The 22,085-nt window shown below is 61.3% G+C and carries 10 protein-coding genes, 3 rRNA genes and 1 other annotated feature; of the genes, 11 read left to right on the forward strand and 2 right to left on the reverse strand.

Going from position 1 to position 22,085, the window contains the following annotated elements; all coding sequences use genetic code 11:
• From AK81_RS25460 to AK81_RS25500, 9 genes are all read left to right on the forward strand, one after another.
• A 16S ribosomal RNA gene (locus AK81_RS25460) occupies positions 1-1,041 on the forward strand; the annotation flags it as partial.
• Positions 1,042-1,535: 494 nt separating this feature from the next.
• Positions 1,536-4,295, forward strand: a 23S ribosomal RNA gene (locus AK81_RS25465).
• Between the two features lie 329 nt (positions 4,296-4,624).
• Positions 4,625-5,497 (forward strand) — a sequence feature (23S ribosomal RNA rRNA prediction is too short).
• Positions 5,498-5,596: 99 nt separating this feature from the next.
• A 5S ribosomal RNA gene (gene rrf, locus AK81_RS25470) occupies positions 5,597-5,712 on the forward strand.
• Between the two features lie 287 nt (positions 5,713-5,999).
• A complete protein-coding gene (gene recC, locus AK81_RS25475) occupies positions 6,000-9,482 on the forward strand; it encodes an exodeoxyribonuclease V subunit gamma (RefSeq protein WP_043203701.1) in 3,483 nt (1,160 codons plus the stop codon).
• Positions 9,479-13,156 carry an exodeoxyribonuclease V subunit beta gene (gene recB, locus AK81_RS25480; RefSeq protein ID WP_043203703.1) on the forward strand — a complete coding sequence of 1,226 codons (3,678 nt, stop codon included), beginning with the start codon at positions 9,479-9,481 and terminating at the stop codon, positions 13,154-13,156. Before recC ends, recB begins: the two co-directional genes overlap by 4 nt.
• Positions 13,153-15,228: an exodeoxyribonuclease V subunit alpha gene (recD, locus tag AK81_RS25485; protein WP_043203704.1), complete on the forward strand. Its 2,076-nt coding sequence runs from the start codon at positions 13,153-13,155 to the stop codon at positions 15,226-15,228. The genes recB and recD overlap by 4 nt, the downstream gene beginning before the upstream one ends.
• A 197-nt stretch (positions 15,229-15,425) precedes the next feature.
• Positions 15,426-15,992 (forward strand): YfiR family protein, encoded by a 567-nt coding sequence (locus AK81_RS25490; RefSeq protein ID WP_043203706.1) that lies wholly within the window; start codon positions 15,426-15,428, stop codon positions 15,990-15,992.
• The gene (locus AK81_RS25495; RefSeq protein ID WP_043203707.1) at positions 15,989-17,260 is read left to right on the forward strand and encodes a diguanylate cyclase domain-containing protein; all 1,272 of its coding nucleotides are present in this window, start codon (positions 15,989-15,991) and stop codon (positions 17,258-17,260) included. Before AK81_RS25490 ends, AK81_RS25495 begins: the two co-directional genes overlap by 4 nt.
• 4 nt (positions 17,261-17,264) lie before the next feature.
• Positions 17,265-17,756 carry an OmpA family protein gene (locus tag AK81_RS25500; RefSeq protein WP_043203709.1) on the forward strand — a complete coding sequence of 164 codons (492 nt, stop codon included), beginning with the start codon at positions 17,265-17,267 and terminating at the stop codon, positions 17,754-17,756.
• A gap of 149 nt (positions 17,757-17,905) precedes the next feature.
• On the opposite strand, the gene AK81_RS25505 is transcribed toward AK81_RS25500, so the two are convergent.
• Positions 17,906-18,856: a LysR family transcriptional regulator gene (locus AK81_RS25505; RefSeq protein WP_043203711.1), complete on the reverse strand. Its 951-nt coding sequence runs from the start codon at positions 18,854-18,856 to the stop codon at positions 17,906-17,908.
• A 132-nt stretch (positions 18,857-18,988) separates the two neighbouring features.
• On the opposite strand from AK81_RS25505, the gene AK81_RS25510 reads away from it, so the two are divergent.
• Entirely contained in the window at positions 18,989-20,515 is a 1,527-nt protein-coding gene (locus tag AK81_RS25510; protein WP_043203713.1) for a CoA-acylating methylmalonate-semialdehyde dehydrogenase, read from the forward strand.
• 9 nt (positions 20,516-20,524) lie between these two features.
• Positions 20,525-21,412, forward strand: coding sequence for a 3-hydroxyisobutyrate dehydrogenase (mmsB, locus tag AK81_RS25515; RefSeq protein ID WP_016497903.1), 888 nt, complete (start codon positions 20,525-20,527; stop codon positions 21,410-21,412).
• A 232-nt stretch (positions 21,413-21,644) separates the two neighbouring features.
• Here the strand turns inward: mmsB and AK81_RS25520 are convergent, their stop codons facing one another.
• Positions 21,645-21,989: a cupin domain-containing protein gene (locus AK81_RS25520; RefSeq protein WP_003251579.1), complete on the reverse strand. Its 345-nt coding sequence runs from the start codon at positions 21,987-21,989 to the stop codon at positions 21,645-21,647.
• Positions 21,990-22,085: the final 96 nt, after the last annotated feature.

Here is a 22,085-nt window from a genome sequence, read left to right on the forward strand (position 1 = left end):
CCGGCTAACTCTGTGCCAGCAGCCGCGGTAATACAGAGGGTGCAAGCGTTAATCGGAATTACTGGGCGTAAAGCGCGCGTAGGTGGTTTGTTAAGTTGAATGTGAAAGCCCCGGGCTCAACCTGGGAACTGCATCCAAAACTGGCAAGCTAGAGTACGGTAGAGGGTGGTGGAATTTCCTGTGTAGCGGTGAAATGCGTAGATATAGGAAGGAACACCAGTGGCGAAGGCGACCACCTGGACTGATACTGACACTGAGGTGCGAAAGCGTGGGGAGCAAACAGGATTAGATACCCTGGTAGTCCACGCCGTAAACGATGTCAACTAGCCGTTGGAATCCTTGAGATTTTAGTGGCGCAGCTAACGCATTAAGTTGACCGCCTGGGGAGTACGGCCGCAAGGTTAAAACTCAAATGAATTGACGGGGGCCCGCACAAGCGGTGGAGCATGTGGTTTAATTCGAAGCAACGCGAAGAACCTTACCAGGCCTTGACATGCAGAGAACTTTCTAGAGATAGATTGGTGCCTTCGGGAACTCTGACACAGGTGCTGCATGGCTGTCGTCAGCTCGTGTCGTGAGATGTTGGGTTAAGTCCCGTAACGAGCGCAACCCTTGTCCTTAGTTACCAGCACGTAATGGTGGGCACTCTAAGGAGACTGCCGGTGACAAACCGGAGGAAGGTGGGGATGACGTCAAGTCATCATGGCCCTTACGGCCTGGGCTACACACGTGCTACAATGGTCGGTACAGAGGGTTGCCAAGCCGCGAGGTGGAGCTAATCTCACAAAACCGATCGTAGTCCGGATCGCAGTCTGCAACTCGACTGCGTGAAGTCGGAATCGCTAGTAATCGCGAATCAGAATGTCGCGGTGAATACGTTCCCGGGCCTTGTACACACCGCCCGTCACACCATGGGAGTGGGTTGCACCAGAAGTAGCTAGTCTAACCTTCGGGAGGACGGTTACCACGGTGTGATTCATGACTGGGGTGAAGTCGTAACAAGGTAGCCGTAGGGGAACCTGCGGCTGGATCACCTCCTTAATCGACGACATCAGCCTGCTGATGAGCTCCCACACGAATTGCTTGATTCATTTGCTGATCAGAACTCAGAAATGAGCATTCCCTGCGAATGTTGATACAATGGTCGGTACAGAGGGTTGCCAAGCCGCGAGGTGGAGCTAATCTCACAAAACCGATCGTAGTCCGGATCGCAGTCTGCAACTCGACTGCGTGAAGTCGGAATCGCTAGTAATCGCGAATCAGAATGTCGCGGTGAATACGTTCCCGGGCCTTGTACACACCGCCCGTCACACCATGGGAGTGGGTTGCACCAGAAGTAGCTAGTCTAACCTTCGGGAGGACGGTTACCACGGTGTGATTCATGACTGGGGTGAAGTCGTAACAAGGTAGCCGTAGGGGAACCTGCGGCTGGATCACCTCCTTAATCGACGACATCAGCCTGCTGATGAGCTCCCACACGAATTGCTTGATTCACTTGTATAAAGACGATGCTGTAAATATGGTCAAGTGAAGAAGCGCATACGGTGGATGCCTTGGCAGTCAGAGGCGATGAAAGACGTGGTAGCCTGCGATAAGCTTTGGGGAGTCGGCAAACAGACTGTGATCCAGAGATCTCTGAATGGGGGAACCCAGCCAGCATAAGCTGGTTATCTTGTACTGAATACATAGGTGCAAGAGGCGAACCAGGGGAACTGAAACATCTAAGTACCCTGAGGAAAAGAAATCAACCGAGATTCCCTTAGTAGTGGCGAGCGAACGGGGACCAGCCCTTAAGTTGGTTTGAGATTAGTGGAACGCTCTGGAAAGTGCGGCCATAGTGGGTGATAGCCCCGTACACGAAAATCTCTTATCAATGAAATCGAGTAGGACGGAGCACGAGAAACTTTGTCTGAATATGGGGGGACCATCCTCCAAGGCTAAATACTACTGACTGACCGATAGTGAACTAGTACCGTGAGGGAAAGGCGAAAAGAACCCCGGAGAGGGGAGTGAAATAGATCCTGAAACCGTATGCGTACAAGCAGTGGGAGCCTACTTTGTTAGGTGACTGCGTACCTTTTGTATAATGGGTCAGCGACTTATATTCAGTGGCGAGCTTAACCGAATAGGGGAGGCGTAGCGAAAGCGAGTCTTAATAGGGCGTTTAGTCGCTGGGTATAGACCCGAAACCGGGCGATCTATCCATGGGCAGGTTGAAGGTTAGGTAACACTGACTGGAGGACCGAACCGACTACCGTTGAAAAGTTAGCGGATGACCTGTGGATCGGAGTGAAAGGCTAATCAAGCTCGGAGATAGCTGGTTCTCCTCGAAAGCTATTTAGGTAGCGCCTCATGTATCACTGTAGGGGGTAGAGCACTGTTTCGGCTAGGGGGTCATCCCGACTTACCAAACCGATGCAAACTCCGAATACCTACAAGTGCCGAGCATGGGAGACACACGGCGGGTGCTAACGTCCGTCGTGAAAAGGGAAACAACCCAGACCGTCAGCTAAGGTCCCAAAGTCATGGTTAAGTGGGAAACGATGTGGGAAGGCTTAGACAGCTAGGAGGTTGGCTTAGAAGCAGCCACCCTTTAAAGAAAGCGTAATAGCTCACTAGTCGAGTCGGCCTGCGCGGAAGATGTAACGGGGCTCAAACCATGCACCGAAGCTACGGGTATCACGAGTGAAAAACTCGCACGCCGAAAGACCAAGGTTTCCTGCGCAACGTTAATCGACGCAGGGTTAGTCGGTCCCTAAGGCGAGGCTGAAAAGCGTAGTCGATGGAAAACAGGTTAATATTCCTGTACTTCCAGTTATTGCGATGGAGGGACGGAGAAGGTTAGGCCAGCCTGGCGTTGGTTGTCCAGGTTTAAGGTGGTAGGCTGGAATCTTAGGCAAATCCGGGATTCTAAGGCCGAGAGCTGATGACGAGTTGCCATTAGGCGACGAAGTGGTTGATACCATGCTTCCAAGAAAAGCTCCTAAGCTTCAGATAACTGGGAACCGTACCCCAAACCGACACAGGTGGTTAGGTAGAGAATACCAAGGCGCTTGAGAGAACTCGGGTGAAGGAACTAGGCAAAATGGCACCGTAACTTCGGGAGAAGGTGCGCCGGCGAGGGTCAAGGACTTGCTCCGTAAGCCCATGCCGGTCGAAGATACCAGGCCGCTGCGACTGTTTATTAAAAACACAGCACTCTGCAAACACGAAAGTGGACGTATAGGGTGTGACGCCTGCCCGGTGCCGGAAGGTTAATTGATGGGGTTAGCGCAAGCGAAGCTCTTGATCGAAGCCCCGGTAAACGGCGGCCGTAACTATAACGGTCCTAAGGTAGCGAAATTCCTTGTCGGGTAAGTTCCGACCTGCACGAATGGCGTAACGATGGCGGCGCTGTCTCCACCCGAGACTCAGTGAAATTGAAATCGCTGTGAAGATGCAGTGTATCCGCGGCTAGACGGAAAGACCCCGTGAACCTTTACTATAGCTTTGCACTGGACTTTGAATTTGCTTGTGTAGGATAGGTGGGAGGCTTTGAAGTGGGGACGCCAGTTCTCATGGAGCCATCCTTGAAATACCACCCTGGCAACTTTGAGGTTCTAACTCAGGTCCGTTATCCGGATCGAGGACAGTGTATGGTGGGTAGTTTGACTGGGGCGGTCTCCTCCCAAAGAGTAACGGAGGAGTACGAAGGTGCGCTCAGACCGGTCGGAAATCGGTCGTAGAGTATAAAGGCAAAAGCGCGCTTGACTGCGAGACACACACGTCGAGCAGGTACGAAAGTAGGTCTTAGTGATCCGGTGGTTCTGTATGGAAGGGCCATCGCTCAACGGATAAAAGGTACTCCGGGGATAACAGGCTGATACCGCCCAAGAGTTCATATCGACGGCGGTGTTTGGCACCTCGATGTCGGCTCATCACATCCTGGGGCTGAAGCCGGTCCCAAGGGTATGGCTGTTCGCCATTTAAAGTGGTACGCGAGCTGGGTTTAGAACGTCGTGAGACAGTTCGGTCCCTATCTGCCGTGGACGTTTGAGATTTGAGAGGGGCTGCTCCTAGTACGAGAGGACCGGAGTGGACGAACCTCTGGTGTTCCGGTTGTCACGCCAGTGGCATTGCCGGGTAGCTATGTTCGGAAGAGATAACCGCTGAAAGCATCTAAGCGGGAAACTTGCCTCAAGATGAGATCTCACTGGGATCTTGAATCCCCTAAAGGGCCGTCGAAGACTACGACGTTGATAGGTTGGGTGTGTAAGCGCTGTGAGGCGTTGAGCTAACCAATACTAATTGCCCGTGAGGCTTGACCATATAACACCCAAGCAATTTGCAAGGACTTGCTCCGTAAGCCCATGCCGGTCGAAGATACCAGGCCGCTGCGACTGTTTATTAAAAACACAGCACTCTGCAAACACGAAAGTGGACGTATAGGGTGTGACGCCTGCCCGGTGCCGGAAGGTTAATTGATGGGGTTAGCGCAAGCGAAGCTCTTGATCGAAGCCCCGGTAAACGGCGGCCGTAACTATAACGGTCCTAAGGTAGCGAAATTCCTTGTCGGGTAAGTTCCGACCTGCACGAATGGCGTAACGATGGCGGCGCTGTCTCCACCCGAGACTCAGTGAAATTGAAATCGCTGTGAAGATGCAGTGTATCCGCGGCTAGACGGAAAGACCCCGTGAACCTTTACTATAGCTTTGCACTGGACTTTGAATTTGCTTGTGTAGGATAGGTGGGAGGCTTTGAAGTGGGGACGCCAGTTCTCATGGAGCCATCCTTGAAATACCACCCTGGCAACTTTGAGGTTCTAACTCAGGTCCGTTATCCGGATCGAGGACAGTGTATGGTGGGTAGTTTGACTGGGGCGGTCTCCTCCCAAAGAGTAACGGAGGAGTACGAAGGTGCGCTCAGACCGGTCGGAAATCGGTCGTAGAGTATAAAGGCAAAAGCGCGCTTGACTGCGAGACACACACGTCGAGCAGGTACGAAAGTAGGTCTTAGTGATCCGGTGGTTCTGTATGGAAGGGCCATCGCTCAACGGATAAAAGGTACTCCGGGGATAACAGGCTGATACCGCCCAAGAGTTCATATCGACGGCGGTGTTTGGCACCTCGATGTCGGCTCATCACATCCTGGGGCTGAAGCCGGTCCCAAGGGTATGGCTGTTCGCCATTTAAAGTGGTACGCGAGCTGGGTTTAGAACGTCGTGAGACAGTTCGGTCCCTATCTGCCGTGGACGTTTGAGATTTGAGAGGGGCTGCTCCTAGTACGAGAGGACCGGAGTGGACGAACCTCTGGTGTTCCGGTTGTCACGCCAGTGGCATTGCCGGGTAGCTATGTTCGGAAGAGATAACCGCTGAAAGCATCTAAGCGGGAAACTTGCCTCAAGATGAGATCTCACTGGGATCTTGAATCCCCTAAAGGGCCGTCGAAGACTACGACGTTGATAGGTTGGGTGTGTAAGCGCTGTGAGGCGTTGAGCTAACCAATACTAATTGCCCGTGAGGCTTGACCATATAACACCCAAGCAATCAACAAACCACAAATATCGCATATCCGAATTCGCTGGGCTGTCCATCTGGACATTCTGGCTACAGAATTTCTTGACGACCATAGAGCATTGGAACCACCTGATCCCATCCCGAACTCAGTAGTGAAACGATGCATCGCCGATGGTAGTGTGGGGTTTCCCCATGTGAGAGTAGGTCATCGTCAAGATTCATTTCGCAAAACCCCTATCTGCGCATGCAGGTAGGGGTTTTGTCTTTGTGGCTCAAAAATCCCAAGCCCTGCCCGAACCCGTGTAGGAGCAGCCTTGCGCTGCGAAGAGGCCAGTAAGGCTAAAGATTATCTTTGGCTGCAATGGCCACTTCGCAGCACAAGGCTGCTCCTACAGTGAATGCTGCAACGCCAGCCAAGGGCGCTCAAAATGATGGCATTCGGCCCTTTCATGTTCGCGTGATATCGTTCCCCCTCAGCCATCAGCGCCTGCCAGAGACCCTCCGATGCCCAACACCACCCACCTCCACCCCGGCTTCATGATCGTCCACGGCAACCGCCTGGACGACCTGCGCAGCCTGGTGGTGAGCTGGATGCGTCGCTACCCTTTGGCGCCGCTGGAAAACGAAATCGCTCTGGTGCAAAGCAATGGCATCGCCCAATGGCTCAAGCTGGCCCTGGCCGAAGACCCGCTTGAAGACGACCAGGGTGGTTGTGGCATCGCCGCCGCAATCGATGTTCAACTGCCTGGCAGCTTCATGTGGCAGCTGTACCGAAGCGTGCTGGGCCGCGGCGAAATTCCTGAAGTTTCCCTGCTCGACAAGGCCCCGCTTACCTGGCGCCTGATGCGCCTGCTGCCGGCTCTGATCGAGCGAGCGCATTTCGAACCGCTGCGGCGCTTCCTTACCGACGACAGCGACCTGCGCAAGCGTTACCAGCTCGCCGAACGCCTGGCCGACCTGTTTGACCAGTACCAGGTCTACCGCGCCGATTGGCTCAAGGACTGGGCTGCGGGCGATCACATCCTCAACACCGCCCGCGGCGAGCGCAAAGTGCTGCCCCCGGGCAACCGCTGGCAGGCCGAACTGTGGCGCGCGCTGCTGGAGGATGTTGGCGAAGAGGGCATGGCACAGAGCCGCGCCGGGGTGCATCAGCGCTTCATCGAGCGTATCAACAGCCTGCAGCAGGCACCTGCTGGGCTCCCTCCACGGGTGATCGTGTTCGGCATCTCCTCGCTGCCAGCCCAGGCGCTGGAAGCGTTGGCGGGCTTGGCGCGCTTCAGCCAGGTGCTGCTGTGCGTGCACAACCCCTGCCGCCACCACTGGGCCGATATCGTTGCCGATAAGGACCTGCTGCGCCATCAGTACAAGCGCCAGCAGCGCAAGCAGGGCATGCCCCTGCAACTGGACGACCAGTCGCTGCATCAACATGCCCACCCGTTGCTGGCAGCCTGGGGCAAACAAGGCCGCGACTACATCAACCTGCTCGACAGTTATGACGACCCGGGCAGCTACCAGGGTGTGTTCAGCGATGGCCGCATTGACTTGTTCAGTGACGGTTCGCCCACAACGCTGCTCAACCAGTTGCAGGACGACATTCTCGAACTGCGCCCGCTCGCCGAAACCCGCGAGCTGTGGCCGGCAGTCGACACGACAAAAGACCGTTCGGTGCGTTTCCACATTGCCCACAGCCCGCAACGCGAAGTGGAGATCCTCCACGACCAGCTGCTGGCCCGCTTCAGCGCCGACCCGACTTTGCGCCCGCGTGACGTGATCGTCATGCTGCCGGCCGTCGACACCTATGCGCCGCATATCCGCGCGGTGTTCGGCCAGTTGCAACGCAATGACCCGCGCTACATTCCGTTCACCCTCACCGACCAGGGCCAACGCGGACGCGAGCCGTTGCTGATCGCCCTCGAACACCTGCTCAAGTTGCCGGACAGCCGCTTCGCGGTCAGCGAAGTGCTCGACCTGCTGGACGTACCGGCCGTGCGTGCACGCTTTGGCATCCGCGAAAATGACTTGCCCACGCTGCACCGCTGGATCGAGGGCGCCGGCATTCGCTGGGGGCTCAATGCCGAGCAGCGCGCCAGCTTGGGGTTGCCCGCAGGGCTTGAACAGAACAGCTGGCGGTTCGGCTTGCGGCGCATGCTGCTGGGCTACGCGGTAGGTGTAGGTGAAGCGTGTGATGGCATCGAGCCCTACGATGAAATCGGTGGCCTGGACGCGGCACTGATCGGCCCGCTGGCCGCGCTGCTCGACGCGCTCGAAGTGGCGTGCCAGGAATTGTCCGAGCCTGCCACGGTCAGCCAGTGGGGGGAGCGCCTGAATGCTTTGTTGCAAGTGTTCTTCCTGGCCGAGGGCGAGCGCGACGAATTCCTGCTTATGCAGTTGCAGGATCTGCGCGATAGCTGGCTTGAAGTGTGCGAGACCGTTGGCCTGCAAGACCCACTGCCGCTGACCGTAGTACGTGAAGCCTGGCTGTCGGGCCTCGACCAGGGCAAGTTGTCGCAACGCTTCCTCGCCGGTTCGGTGAACTTCTGCACCCTCATGCCCATGCGCGCCATTCCGTTCCGCGTGGTCTGCCTGCTTGGCATGAACGATGGCGACTACCCCCGTGCCCAGCAACCGTTGGACTTCGACCTGATGGCCAGCGACTACCGCCCCGGTGACCGCTCGCGCCGCGAAGATGACCGCTACCTGCTGCTCGAAGCGTTGCTGTCGGCACGTGACCAGCTGTATATCAGCTGGGTCGGGCGCAGTATCCGCGACAACAGCGAACGCCCGGCCTCGGTATTGATCGGCCAGTTGCGTGATCACCTTGCAACCGGCTGGCATCTGGCCGGCGCAGAGCAGGGGCAGCCAGTACAGCTAGGCGAGCAACTGCTGCACGCCCTGACCCAGGAGCACCCGCTGCAACCGTTCAGCTCGCGTTACTTCGAGAAGGGCAGCCCGCTGTTCAGCTTTGCCCATGAATGGCAGGTGCTGCACCGGCAGAGCCAGGAGGACGAGCAGGGTGACTCCGCCCTGCCGCCTTACCAGGACGATGAAGCCTTGAGCCTGACCCAGCTGAATGACTTCCTGCGCCACCCGGTGCGGCATTTCTTCAGTCAGCGGCTTAAGGTGTATTTCGAAGCGCTGGAGGCACCAACCCCGGACGAAGAACCGTTCGTTCTCGATACCCTGCAACGCTACGGCGCCAGTGAAAGCCTGCTCGGTGCGGCACTGTCCGAGCCGGACAATGCCGAGCAAGCCTTGCAGGCACAGGCCCGACGCCTGCAGGCCTGTGGCTTGCTGCCGCTGGCCGGCTTTGGCGAGCTGCTGCAAAGCGAGTTGATCGAACCATTGCCAGACCTGCTGCAACGCCACCGCCAGTTGTTGCAACGCTGGCCCCAACTGGTCGAGGGCGCGTTACCGGTGCATTTCGAGCACGGCGAGCATCGTCTTGAAGGTTGGCTGGGCCGGGTGTTCCAGGCGGATGACCAGAGCCTGCTCAGCATCACTACCGTACCCAACACCATCAGCGCCGGGCGCAACAACCTCAAGTGGCACCGCCTGATTGCGCCTTGGGTCACGCACTTGGCGGCCTGTGCGGCGGGCTACCGCTACAACAGTGCGCTGGTGGCCAGCGACCTGACCTTGCTGCTTGCACCGCTGCCGCAAGAGCAGGCCGCACAACTGTTGGGCGACCTGTTGGTGGCCCGCCAAGCGGCGATGAATGTGCCGCTGCCGGTTGCAGCCAAGACCGCGTTCGCCTGGTTGGCCCAGGACGATGCCGACAAAGCCCTGGCAGCGGCTGCCCGTGCCTATGAAGGCGACGAGCGCACCAGCTTCGGCGAGCGCAGTGAAAGCATCGCCCTGGCCCGCCAGTTCCGCGACTTCGCCGCGCTGACCGCCGATGAAACCTTTGAAGGCTGGTGCGAAACCTTGTACCGCCCCTTGTTCACCGCCCCTTGGCAAACCCTGGGCAACCCGGAGAAAGGCGCATGACCCAGGACCGTCCCCTGGCACTGAGTTTCCCCCTGCACGGCAGCCAGCTGATTGAGGCCAGCGCCGGCACGGGCAAGACCTTTACCATTTCGGCGCTGTACCTGCGCCTGATCCTCGGCCACGGGGGGGAGCAAGGTTTTGATCGCGAGCTGCTGCCACCGCAGATCCTCGTGGTGACCTTCACCGACGCAGCCACCAAAGAACTGCGCGAACGTATCCGCGCCCGTCTGGCAGAGGCTGCACGGTTCTTCCGTGGCGAACTGGAAGGCGCCGACCCGCTGCTGCACCAGTTGCGTGATGACTACGCGCAAGAGGCCTGGCCGCGTTGTGCAGGCCGCCTGGAAATCGCCGTGCAGTGGATGGACGAAGCGGCGGTATCGACTATCCACGGCTGGTGCCAGCGCATGCTGCGCGAGCATGCCTTCGACAGCGGCAGCCTGTTCACACAGACGCTGGAAACCGACCACAGCGAACTGCTGGGCCAGGTCATGCGCGATTACTGGCGGCGCTTCTGCTACGGCATGCAAGGTGACGCACTGGCCTGGGTGCGTGGCAACTGGGTTAGTCCCGATGCTTTGCTGCCGCGCATTCGCCCACTGTTTGGCCGCGTGCGCGCCTCGCAGGATGGGCCAGAGCCCGCAGCACTGATCCAGGCATCGCTGCAGCAACGTGGCGAACAGTTGGCCCGGCTGAAGGCGCCCTGGGCGCAGTGGGCCGAAGAGCTGCGAGGGATCCTCCGGCAGGCGGTGGAAGCCAAACAAGTCGATGGCCGTAAGGTACGGGCACAGTACTTTGAACCGTGGTGCGACAAGCTGTGCGGCTGGGCGGCCGATGAGCAAGTCGTCGAGCTCGACCTCGGTTCAGGCTTCACCCGTCTCACCCCGGCAGGTCTAGCCGAGGCCTGGAAGACCGGCGCCCCCCCGGAGCACCCGGCACTGCATGCCATGCAGACCTTGCAACAACAATTGCAGGCGCTCGACAGCCCGGATGCGCCCTTGCTCGAACATGCCGCCAACTGGGTATCGGCACGCTTCGAAGTGGAGAAGCGCCGGCGTGCGGAAATGGGCTTCGACGACATGCTCGTGCGCCTGCAGCACGCCTTGGCCAGCGAGGCCGGCGAACGCCTGGCCGGCCTGATCCGCGAGCAGTTCCCGGTAGCCCTGATCGACGAATTCCAGGATACCGACCCGGTGCAGTACGGCATTTTCGAGCGCATCTACCAGATTGGCGAAAACCGCGCAGAAACCGGCCTGTTCATGATCGGTGACCCCAAGCAGGCGATCTACGCCTTCCGCGGTGCCGACATCTACACCTACCTCGCTGCACGGCGCGCCACCAGCGGCCGCCTGCACAGCCTGGACACCAACTACCGCTCCAGCAAGGCCATGGTCGCGGCGGTCAACCAGGTGTTCCTGCAGGCCGAAGCGCGTGAAGCGGGGCGGGGCGCATTCCTGTTCCGCGAGGCCGACGACAACCCGCTGCCGTTCATCGAAGTCCGCGCCAAGGGCCGTGGCGAACAGCTGATGATTGACGGGGAAGCCAGTGCAGCCCTGCAATGCTGGCAGCTGGCAAGCGAAGAGCCAGTCTCCAGCAGTGTCTACCGCCAGCAGTTGGCAGCCAGTTGCGCCAGCCATATCGTCGCCTTGCTCAATGGCGGTCAGCAGGGTACGGCGGGCTTCCAGAATGGCGAAGGCGAACTGCGCCCGTGCCTGCCTTCGGACATCGCCATCCTGGTGCGTGACGGCCATGAAGCGCAGATGGTCCGCGCCGAGCTGGCCGCACGCGATGTGCGCAGTGTTTACCTGTCCGACAAGGACTCGGTGTTTTCCGCCCATGAAGCCCACGACCTGCTGGCCTGGCTCAAGGCCTGCGCCGAGCCAGACTCGGAGCGCCTGCTCAAGGCCGCACTGGCCAGCCTCACATTGGGCCTGTCGCTGGCCGCGCTGGACCGGCTGAACCAGGACGAACGGGTCTGGGAAGGTTGGGTCATGCGTTTTCGCCATTATCGCGATACCTGGCAACGCCAGGGTGTGCTGCCCATGCTGCGGCACCTGCTGCATGACTTCCAGCTGCCGCGCACGCTGATCCGCCGCAGTGATGGCGAACGTGTGCTGACCAACCTGCTGCACCTGGCCGAACTGCTGCAGCAGGCGGCGGGTGAGCTGGACGGTGAACAGGCGCTGATCCGCCACCTGGCCGAGCACCTGGCCAGTTCCGGGCAGGCCGGTGAAGAGCAGATCCTGCGCCTGGAGAGCGACGAACAGCTGGTCAAGGTGGTGACGATCCACAAGTCCAAGGGCCTGGAGTATCCCCTGGTCTACCTGCCGTTCATCTGCACCAGCAAACCGGTGGACGGCAGCCGCCTGCCATTGGCCTGGCATGACAGCCACGGCAACGCCCACCTCACCCTGACCCCGGACCAGGCGCAGATCGAGCGCGCCGACGACGAGCGCCTGGCCGAAGACCTGCGCCTGCTCTACGTGGCCCTGACCCGTGCCCAGCATGCTTGCTGGCTGGGTGTTGCCGACCTCAAACGCGGTAACCAGAAGAGTTCACAACTGCACCGCTCGGCATTTGGCTACCTGCTGGGTGGCGGCCTTGCCTTGGCCGGCTCGGAGCAGCTTACGCACTGGTTGCAGGCGTTGGCTGCGACATGCCCGCACATCACTTGCCCGGGCCTGCCGCAGGCGGATGAGCAGGTGTATCGCATGCCGCATGCCGACCGTGAGCTGCTGCCCGCACGCAAGCCGCGCCGCGCCGCAGCCGAGCATTGGTGGATCGCTTCTTACAGCGCCCTGCGTATCGGCGATCAGGCGCTGGTTGCCGACAGTTCGCAGGCCCAGCAGCTGCTGGATGACGAAGTGGTCGATGCCCAGGTACTGCGCGAAGTCCCGGCCGACAGTGGCGATATCCACCGCTTTCCGCGGGGGCCGAACCCCGGCACCTTCCTGCATGGCTTGCTGGAGTGGGCGGGCCGTGAGGGCTTCAGCCAGGTCAGCGGCAACCCGCAACTTATCGAGCGCACCGTTGGTCAGCGCTGCAACCGCCGCGACTGGACCGGCTGGATCCCTACTCTCAGCCAGTGGATGCAGCGCTTGCTGGGCGAGGCGTTGCCGTTGCCGGGCAGCGACCAGGGCGTGACGCTGGGGCAGTTGCGTCATTACCAGATCGAAATGGAATTCTGGTTCGCCAGCCACCGGGTCGACGCCGAACAACTCGACCGCCTGGTGGCACGCCACACCCACCCTGGCCTGGCGCGCCCGGCAGCGCAGCCGACTGTGCTCAACGGCATGTTCAAAGGTTTCATCGACCTGGCGTTCGAGCTGGACGGGCGTTACTACGTGACCGACTACAAGTCCAACTGGCTGGGCCCGGACATCCAGGCCTACGACGCCATGGCCATGGAAAAGGCCATTATCGAGCACCGCTACGACCTGCAGTACGTGCTGTACCTGCTGGCCCTGCACCGCCAGTTGCGCGCTCGCCTGCCGGACTACGATTATGACCGCCATGTCGGCGGCGCCCTGTTCATCTTCCTGCGCGGCGCCAGCAGCAGCGGCCACGGCGTGTACCACACCAAGCCACCGCGCGAGCTGATCGAAAGCCTTGATGCGCTGTTCCGTGGCGAGCACCCACCGGCACAGCAGGACCTGTTTGCCGGAGCCGAGATATGAGCCGAAACCTGGTTGACCTGTTGCCCACCCCGTTGCACGCCGAGCACCTGCTGGCGCTGGCGCCACAGCACGACAGCGCAGACCTGCTGCAACTGCTCGACCGCTGGGTTGAGCGGGGCTGGCTGCGGGCCCTTGACCGTGCGTTCGTCTCGTTCCTCGAAGAGCGCGCCCCCGGCAGCGATCCCTTGTTGTTACTGGCGGCAGCATTGGCCAGCCACCAACTGGGCCACGGGCATGTCTGCCTCGACCTGCAGCAAACCCTGGCCGAGCCCGACTTCGCCCTGTCGTTGCCGCCCGAAGGCGACGCCCTGATCGGGCCCTTGCTGCTGCCGTCGCAACTGCTGGCCAACCTCGACTTGAATGCCTGGCGCCAACGCATTTCAGCCAGCCCGCTGGTGGCCGCTGGCGATACCCCGGGGCAACAAGCGCGGCCACTGGTACTCAGCGGCGAGCGCTTGTACCTGCGCCGTTACTGGAGCTACGAGCGGCGTATCGACCATACCCTGCGTCAGCGCCTGACCCAGGCCGAAGCGCCGCTGACCGACTTGCCAGGTCGCCTGGCACAGCTGTTCGAGGGCGGTGCGCCAGATGGCCAGGTGGACTGGCAGAAGCTCGCCTGTGCGCTGGCCACCCGTGCCGGTTTCAGCATCATCACGGGTGGCCCCGGCACGGGTAAAACCACCACCGTGGTGCGCCTGCTGGCCTTGCTGCAAGGGCCGGCAGTGGAGCAGGGCAGGCCGCTGCGCATTCGCTTGGCCGCGCCGACCGGCAAGGCCGCTGCGCGCCTGACCGAATCCATTGGCCAGCAAGTCGAGCGGCTGCAAGTCAGCGCCGAAGTGCGCGGGCAAATCCCCACCGAAGTCAGCACCGTGCACCGCCTGCTCGGCAGCCGCCCGGGTTCGCGGCACTTCCGCCACCATGCCGGTAACCCGTTGCCGCTGGACGTACTGGTAATCGATGAAGCGTCGATGATCGACCTTGAAATGATGGCCAACCTGCTCGATGCCTTGCCGCCCCGGGCGCGCCTGGTGCTGCTGGGCGACAAGGACCAGCTGGCATCGGTCGAAGCCGGTGCGGTACTGGGCGACCTGTGCCGGGATGCCGAGGAGGGCTATTACTCGCCAGCGACCGCAGCGTGGCTGGAACAGATCAGTGGCGAGTCGCTGGCCGCCAGCGGCCTCAAGACCGGCGATGAGCAGCGCAACCCGCTGGCCCAGCAATTGGTGATGCTGCGCTTCTCGCGGCGCTTCGGTGAAGGCAGCGGCATTGGTCAGCTGGCGCGGCTGGTCAACCGTCAGGACTCTCACGCAGCGCGCAACCTGCTGGCCAAGCCGCCGGCCGACGTGCACAGCCTTGCCCTCAAGCACGAGCAGGACCGTGCTTTCGACCGCCTGCTGCTCGACGGCCTGAACCGCGGTGCCGAAGGCCCGCAGGGCTACCGCAGCTATCTGCGCACCCTGGGCCGCTACCGGCCTGCACTGGAAACCGCCTTTGATGACCCCGCGTGGGAGCAATGGGCGGGCAAGGTGCTGCACAGCTTTGAGGACTTCCAGTTGCTGTGCGCGGTGCGCCGTGGCGCCTGGGGTGTCGAAGGCCTCAACGAACGGGTGGCACGGGTGCTGCACAATGCCGGGCTGATCGACAGCCAGCAGCCCTGGTATGAAGGCCGACCGGTGCTGGTAACCCGCAACGACTATGGCCTGGGCCTGATGAACGGTGATATCGGCATCGCCCTGCGCCTGCCGGATGAGCGCGGTGAGCCGCTGCTGCGGGTGGCCTTCCCGCGTAACGACGGCAGTGGCGGTGTGCGTTTCGTCTTGCCCAGCCGGCTCAACGAAGTGGAAACGGTATTTGCCATGACCGTGCACAAATCCCAGGGCTCGGAGTTCAGCCACACCGCGCTGGTACTGCCCGATGCGCTCAACCCGGTGCTGACCAAGGAGCTGGTATACACCGGCATCACCCGGGCCAAGCACTGCTTCAGCCTGGTCGAGCCACGGCAAGGCATTTTCGAAGAAGCAGTGGCGCGCAAGGTCCGGCGTATTTCCGGGTTGATGCTCGAACAGGTGTAGGACCGCGAGGCCTATCGCCGGCAAGCCAGCTCCCACAGGTACAGCAGAGCTCTCAAAGGCTGTGGAGTCCCTGTGGGAGCTGGCTTGCCGGCGATAGGGCCATCAATTCCAACACAGAAAGCAGGTCATTCCTACAACGATGCGGCCATGTGCTATCGTTGCGCCGATACAAGAAAGGACTTTAAGAGATTCCCCACATGCACGTGGCCGCAAGGCGAGTGACAAGCTGTGCGCTTTCGCTATTGCTGGCCGTCCTGTTCCTTTCTGCAGGCCCCGCCCAGGCAGAAACCGCCACAACCGCCGCCCAGGCGCAGCAACGCGCCAAGGCCGTCACCCAAGTGGTACTCGGCATCTTCAGTTACGCCCGCTGGCCCGCCGAACCTTCACCCTTGCGCTTGTGCCTTGTCGGCCCGACCGAATACGCCGATGACCTTATCAAAGGCCATGTGCAGGAGTCTGGCCGCCCGCTACAAGTGCGGCGCCTGCTGGCGGAGGATACCCAGGTCGCCCAGGCCTGCGATGCCATCTACATCGGCAAACTCGACCAAGGGCAGCGCGATCGGCTGTTCGAGCGCATCAGCGGCCACCCGGTAGTGAGCATCAGCGAAGCGAACGACCCGTGCACGGTTGGCAGCCTGTTCTGCCTGAGGGTCAGCGACCAGCAGGTGGCCTTTGAGGTCAACCTCGACTCGGTGGCGCGCTCCGGCGTGCATATCCACCCCAGTGTGCTGCAATTGTCGCGGCGCCGGGCGGTGCAGCCATGAAGACGACCCGCAAGCATGGCGTGCGCCCGACCCTGCGCTCGGTGCTGGGCCGTGGCCACCTCAGCGTTGCTTTGCTCGCCGTGGGCCTGGCCGGTATTTCCCTTACCCTGCTGGGCGTGCTCGCCCTGCGCGTGTACGCCAATCACAACCTGCACCTCATCGCCCGCTCCATCAACTACACCGTGGAAGCGGCGGTGGTATTCGACGACAGTGCCGCGGCCAATGAATCGCTGGCGCTGATCGCCAGTAACGAGGAGGTGGCCGAGGCCAAGGTCTTCAACGACGAAGGCGAGCTGCTGGCGCACTGGCAACGGGGCGATACCGGCATGCTCGCCAAGCTTGAAGTGCAGGTTGCCACCGCCTTGCTGGATGAACCGGTCAACCTGCCGATCCTGCACCAGCAGCAGCAGGTCGGGCACATCGAGCTGGTCGGCCAGGGCCGTAGCCTGTTGCTGTTCCTGCTCAGTGGCCTGGCCGGCATCCTGTTCTGCACGCTGCTCAGTGCCTTGGCTGCGCAATACCTGTCGCGGCGCCTGCTTAGCGATATCGTCCGCCCGCTGCGTGGCCTGGCCAGCGTCGCCCACGCCGCCCGCCGCGAGCGCAGTTTCGACCGGCGCGTGCCGGAAGCGCCGATTGCCGAACTCAACGAACTGGGCAACGACTTCAATGCCCTGCTCGACGAACTGGAGGTATGGCACAGCCACCTGCAGAACGAAAACCAGACCCTGGCCCACCAGGCCAGCCACGACAGCCTGACCGGCCTGCCCAACCGCGCCTTCTTCGAGGGGCGCCTGAACCGCAGCGTGCGTAACGCTGCACGGCAGCAGGACCACCTGGCGCTGCTGTTCCTCGACAGCGACCACTTCAAGCAGATCAACGACACCCTCGGCCATGCCGTGGGCGACGAAGTACTGATCAGTGTGGCCGACCGCGTGCGTGCCCAACTGCGCGAGCACGACCTGGTGGCACGCCTGGGCGGTGATGAGTTCGCGGTGCTGCTGACACCTTTGCAGTCGCGCCAGGACGCCGAGCATATTGCCGAAAAAATCGTAGCCAGCATGAAGCTGCCCGTGCAGTTGGACGGTGGCCGCAGTATCGCCACCTCACTGAGTGTCGGTATTGCCTATTACCCGGATGACGGCGCTGACCCCGCCAGTCTTCTCAATGCCGCCGATGCGGCGATGTACCAGGCCAAGCGCAAACGCCGTGGCCATTGGCAAGTGGCGCAGACGGAACGGTCCGCCAGTGAAATCAAGAACAGGAGTTGAACCCGTGATACAAGCTTTACGTTTCCCCCTTTGGGCCTTGTTGCTCGCCGTGCTGGCGCTGACCGGTTGCCAGAGCACACCCCCCAAGGGCCTGACCCCCGAACAGATTGCCGTGCTCAAGCGCGAAGGCTTTACCCCCACCGATGAAGGCTGGGCCTACGACTTGTCCGGCAAAGTGCTGTTCGGCAGCGACCTGGATGGCCTCAACGGCCAGAGCCAGGCGATTGTCGAGCGCATTGGCAAGGCGCTGCTCGGTGTTGGCATCCACGGCGTGCGGGTAGATGGCCATGCCGATTCGTCGGGCAAGGCCACGTACAACCAGCAACTGTCCGAACGCCGTGCGCAGAGCGTGACCAAGGCGTTGGTCGGGGTTGGCATGCAGGCGCAGAACATCCAGTCCCGTGGGCTGGGCAGCACACAACCGGTGGCGGACAACCGCACCAGTGCGGGGCGTACCGAAAACCGCCGCGTGTCTATCGTGGTGGCGTCTTACTGATAGTCGCCTCACGGGCTTTCACACATCCCCTGTGGGAGCGGGCGTGCCCGCGAAGCAGGCGACGCGGTGTCTGGCACCGGCTTCGCCGGTGTTCGCGGGCACGCCCGCTCCCACAGGATCTGTGTTGCCCTCGGTAATGCGCAGCCCCATCATTCCTGAGCAAACCGCATCTCGCGGGTTTCGCCCATCAACAACGGCGCATTCGCCTCGGTCACCCCACGGATGTAATCCCACAACAGGGTAATGCGCTTCAACTTGCGCAAATCCTCCCGGCAGTACATCCAGAACTGCCGCGTCACCTCGATCTCCTCGGGCAGCACTGTCACCAATCGCGGGTCCTGCGCAGCGAGGAAGCACGGCAGTATCGCCAGCCCACGCCCCTGCAACGCGGCGGTGTACTGCGCAATCACGCTGGTACTGCGCAGGTGCGCGCTGGCACCGGGAATCAGGTTGGCCAGGTACAAAAGCTCCGAACTGAACGCCAGGTCATCCACGTAGCTGATGAACGGATGTTTGGCCAGGTCCGCCACCTGGCGGATCGGCGCATGGCTTTCCAGATAGTCCTGGGTCGCATACAGCCGCAAGCGGTAGTCGCACAGCTTGCAGCACACATAAGGCCCGTGCTCCGGCCGCTCCAGGGCAATGACGATGTCCGCCTCGCGCTTGGACAGGCTGATGAAGTGCGGCAGCGGCAGGATATCCACCGAGATCGCCGGGTAGGCATCGACGAAGTGGCTTAGCTGCGGGGTGATGAAAAAGCTGCCAAAGCCCTCGGTGCAGCCCATGCGGACATGCCCCGACAATGCCACGCCCGACCCGGACACCTGCTCGCACGCCATGTGCAGCGTGCTTTCGATCGACTCGGCATAACCGAGCAAGCGCTGGCCCTCGGCGGTGAGGACAAAGCCGTTGGTCCGCGACTTTTCGAACAGCAACGTGCCCAGCGCCCCCTCCAGCGAGCTGATGCGCCGCGACACCGTGGTGTAGTCCACGCTCAGGCGCTTGGCGGCACTGCTGGCCTTGCGGGTGCGGGCCACTTCGAGGAAAAACTTCAGGTCGTCCCAGTTGAGCGCGCTCAGGGATGTGAGGTCTTTTTGCATGATGATCCGGTTTTTTTGTGCGTTCTTGTTGGATGTTTGCACATCTATACTCGAAACAAGCCTCAGGACGCCACCTCGCGTTTGCTTGGCGCTGGCGATCTCGTCCCGACAATAATTCCAAGGAGAACGCAGATGAACGCACCGCAGTCCCCTAACAGCACCAAGGTCGAGCAGGTGAAGCTGCTGATCGACGGCCAATGGGTCGAGTCGAAAACTACCGAGTGGCGCGACATCGTCAACCCGGCCACCCAAGAGGTGCTGGCGCGCGTGCCGTTCGCCACCGTCGAGGAAGTCGACGCTGCCGTGGCCGCTGCCCACAGCGCTTTCCAGACCTGGCGCAACACTCCGATTGGCGCGCGCATGCGCATCATGCTCAAGCTGCAGGCGCTGATCCGCGAACACACCAAACGCATTGCCCAGGTGCTCAGCGCCGAGCAGGGCAAAACCCTGGCCGACGCTGAAGGCGATATCTTCCGCGGCCTGGAAGTGGTCGAACACGCAGCGTCCATCGGCACCCTGCAGATGGGCGAGTTCGCCGAGAACGTCGCCGGCGGTGTCGATACCTACACCCTGCGCCAGCCAATCGGCGTATGCGCCGGTATCACCCCGTTCAACTTCCCGGCCATGATCCCGCTGTGGATGTTCCCCATGGCCATCGTCTGCGGCAACACCTTCGTGCTCAAACCGTCCGAGCAGGATCCGCTGTCGACCATGCTGCTGGTCGAGCTGGCGCTGGAAGCCGGTGTACCGGCGGGCGTGCTCAACGTGGTGCACGGTGGCAAGCAAGTGGTGGATGCCATCTGCACGCACCAGGACATCAAGGCGATTTCCTTCGTCGGCTCCACTGAAGTCGGTACCCACGTGTACAACCTCGGCAGCCAGCACGGCAAACGCGTGCAGTCGATGATGGGCGCCAAGAACCACGCGGTGGTGCTGCCCGATGCCAACCGCACTCAAACCATCAACGCCCTGGTCGGTGCCGCCTTCGGCGCGGCGGGCCAGCGCTGCATGGCCACCTCGGTGGCGGTGCTGGTGGGCAAGGCCCGTGAATGGCTGCCAGACATCAAGGAAGCGGCGAGCAAGCTCAAGGTCAATGCCGGCTGCGAGCCAGGCACCGACGTTGGCCCGGTGGTGTCCAAACGCGCCAAGGAACGTGTGCTGGGCCTGATCGAAAGCGGCATCAAGGAAGGCGCCAAGCTGGAACTCGACGGCCGTGAGGTCACGGTGCCGGGTTACGAGCAAGGCAACTTCGTTGGCCCAACCCTGTTCTCGGGCGTGAAGACCGACATGCAGGTGTATACCCAGGAAATCTTCGGCCCGGTGCTGGTCACCCTGGAGGTCGATACCCTCGACGAGGCTATCGCCCTGGTCAACGCCAACCCGTTCGGCAACGGCACCGGCCTGTTCACCCAAAGTGGCGCGGCCGCGCGCAAGTTCCAGAGCGAAATCGATATCGGCCAGGTTGGCATCAACATCCCGATCCCGGTACCGGTACCGTTCTTCAGCTTCACCGGCTCCCGTGGCTCCAAGCTCGGTGACCTCGGCCCGTACGGCAAGCAAGTGGTGCAGTTCTACACTCAGACCAAGACCGTTACCGCCCGCTGGTTCGATGACGACAGCGTCAATGACGGTGTGAACACCACCATCAGCCTGCGCTAAGGAGAAGTCATGCGTATCGCATTCATCGGCCTCGGCAACATGGGCGCGCCCATGGCCCGCAACCTGATCAAGGCCGGGCACCAACTGAACCTGTTTGACCTCAACAAGGCCGTGCTGGCCGAGCTGGCAGAACTGGGTGGGCAGATCAGCCCGTCCCCCAAGGACGCAGCGGCCAACAGCGAGCTGGTGATCACCATGCTGCCGGCTGCGGCCCATGTGCGCAGCGTGTACCTGAACGAAGATGGCGTGCTGGCCGGTATCCGTGCCGGTACGCCTACCGTGGACTGCAGCACCATCGACCCGCAGACCGCCCGTGATGTGTCCAAGGCCGCAGCGGCCAAGGGTGTGGACCTGGGCGATGCGCCGGTATCTGGTGGCACCGGCGGCGCGGCGGCGGGCACCCTGACCTTCATGGTCGGCGCCAGCGCCGAGCTGTTCGCCACGCTCAAGCCGGTACTGGAGCAGATGGGCCGCAACATCGTGCATTGCGGTGAGGTCGGCACCGGGCAGATCGCCAAAATCTGCAACAACCTGCTGCTGGGTATCTCGATGATCGGCGTGTCCGAGGCCATGGCCCTGGGCAACGCGCTGGGCATCGACACCAAGGTGCTGGCCGGCATCATCAACAGCTCGACCGGGCGTTGTTGGAGTTCGGACACCTACAACCCGTGGCCGGGCATTATCGAAACGGCACCGGCGTCGCGTGGCTATACCGGCGGCTTTGGCGCCGAACTGATGCTCAAGGACTTGGGGCTGGCCACTGAAGCGGCACGCCAGGCTCACCAACCGGTGATCCTCGGCGCCGTGGCCCAGCAGCTGTATCAGGCCATGAGCCTGCGCGGCGAGGGGGGCAAGGACTTCTCGGCCATCGTCGAGGGTTATCGCAAGAAAGATTGATGCAACAGGTGGGCTTCATCGCGGGCCAGGTGGCCTTCCCTCTGTAACTGCGCACCAGAGGGAAGGGCACCTGCCCCGCGATTTTTTTTCCCGTATTTCAGGCTAGAGATGTTTGTAGGAGCAGCCTTGTGCTGCGAAGAGGCCAGTCAAGACAACACAACTGCTGTGTCTGAACTGGCCTCTTCGCAGCACAAGGCTGCTCCTACACAGGGCGATGTTTAGCTTCAGGGGATCAGGCGAAGACGAAATACTTGCGCACGGTCTCGACCACTTCCCAAGTGCCTTTCATCCCCGGTTCGATCACGAACACGTCGCCGGCTTTCAGGTGCTTCGGCTCTTCGCCTTCCGGGGTGATGATGCAGTAGCCATCGAGGAAGTGGCAGAACTCCCACTTATCGTAGTTGACCTCGAACTTGCCCGGGGTGCAGATCCAGGTGCCCATGATCTTGCTGCCGTCGGCCGACAGGTAGGCATTGAGGTTGACGGTGTGCGGATCGCCGCCGATGCGCTTCCACTTGGTGGCGTCCACGACCGGCGTCGGGCAGGTTTCGCGCAGGACGGTGATGAAATCGGACATGGGGCAACTCCTGGTGACTGGTTGAATGACTGGTCACCATAGGCCCAACGGTCGAGCCGCAGTTGCCTGGGCTCGACGTCCAGCTGTCTGGCCGCG

It is taken from the genome of Pseudomonas putida W15Oct28, assembly GCF_000708715.2.
GTDB classification, from domain to species: domain Bacteria; phylum Pseudomonadota; class Gammaproteobacteria; order Pseudomonadales; family Pseudomonadaceae; genus Aquipseudomonas; species Aquipseudomonas putida_R.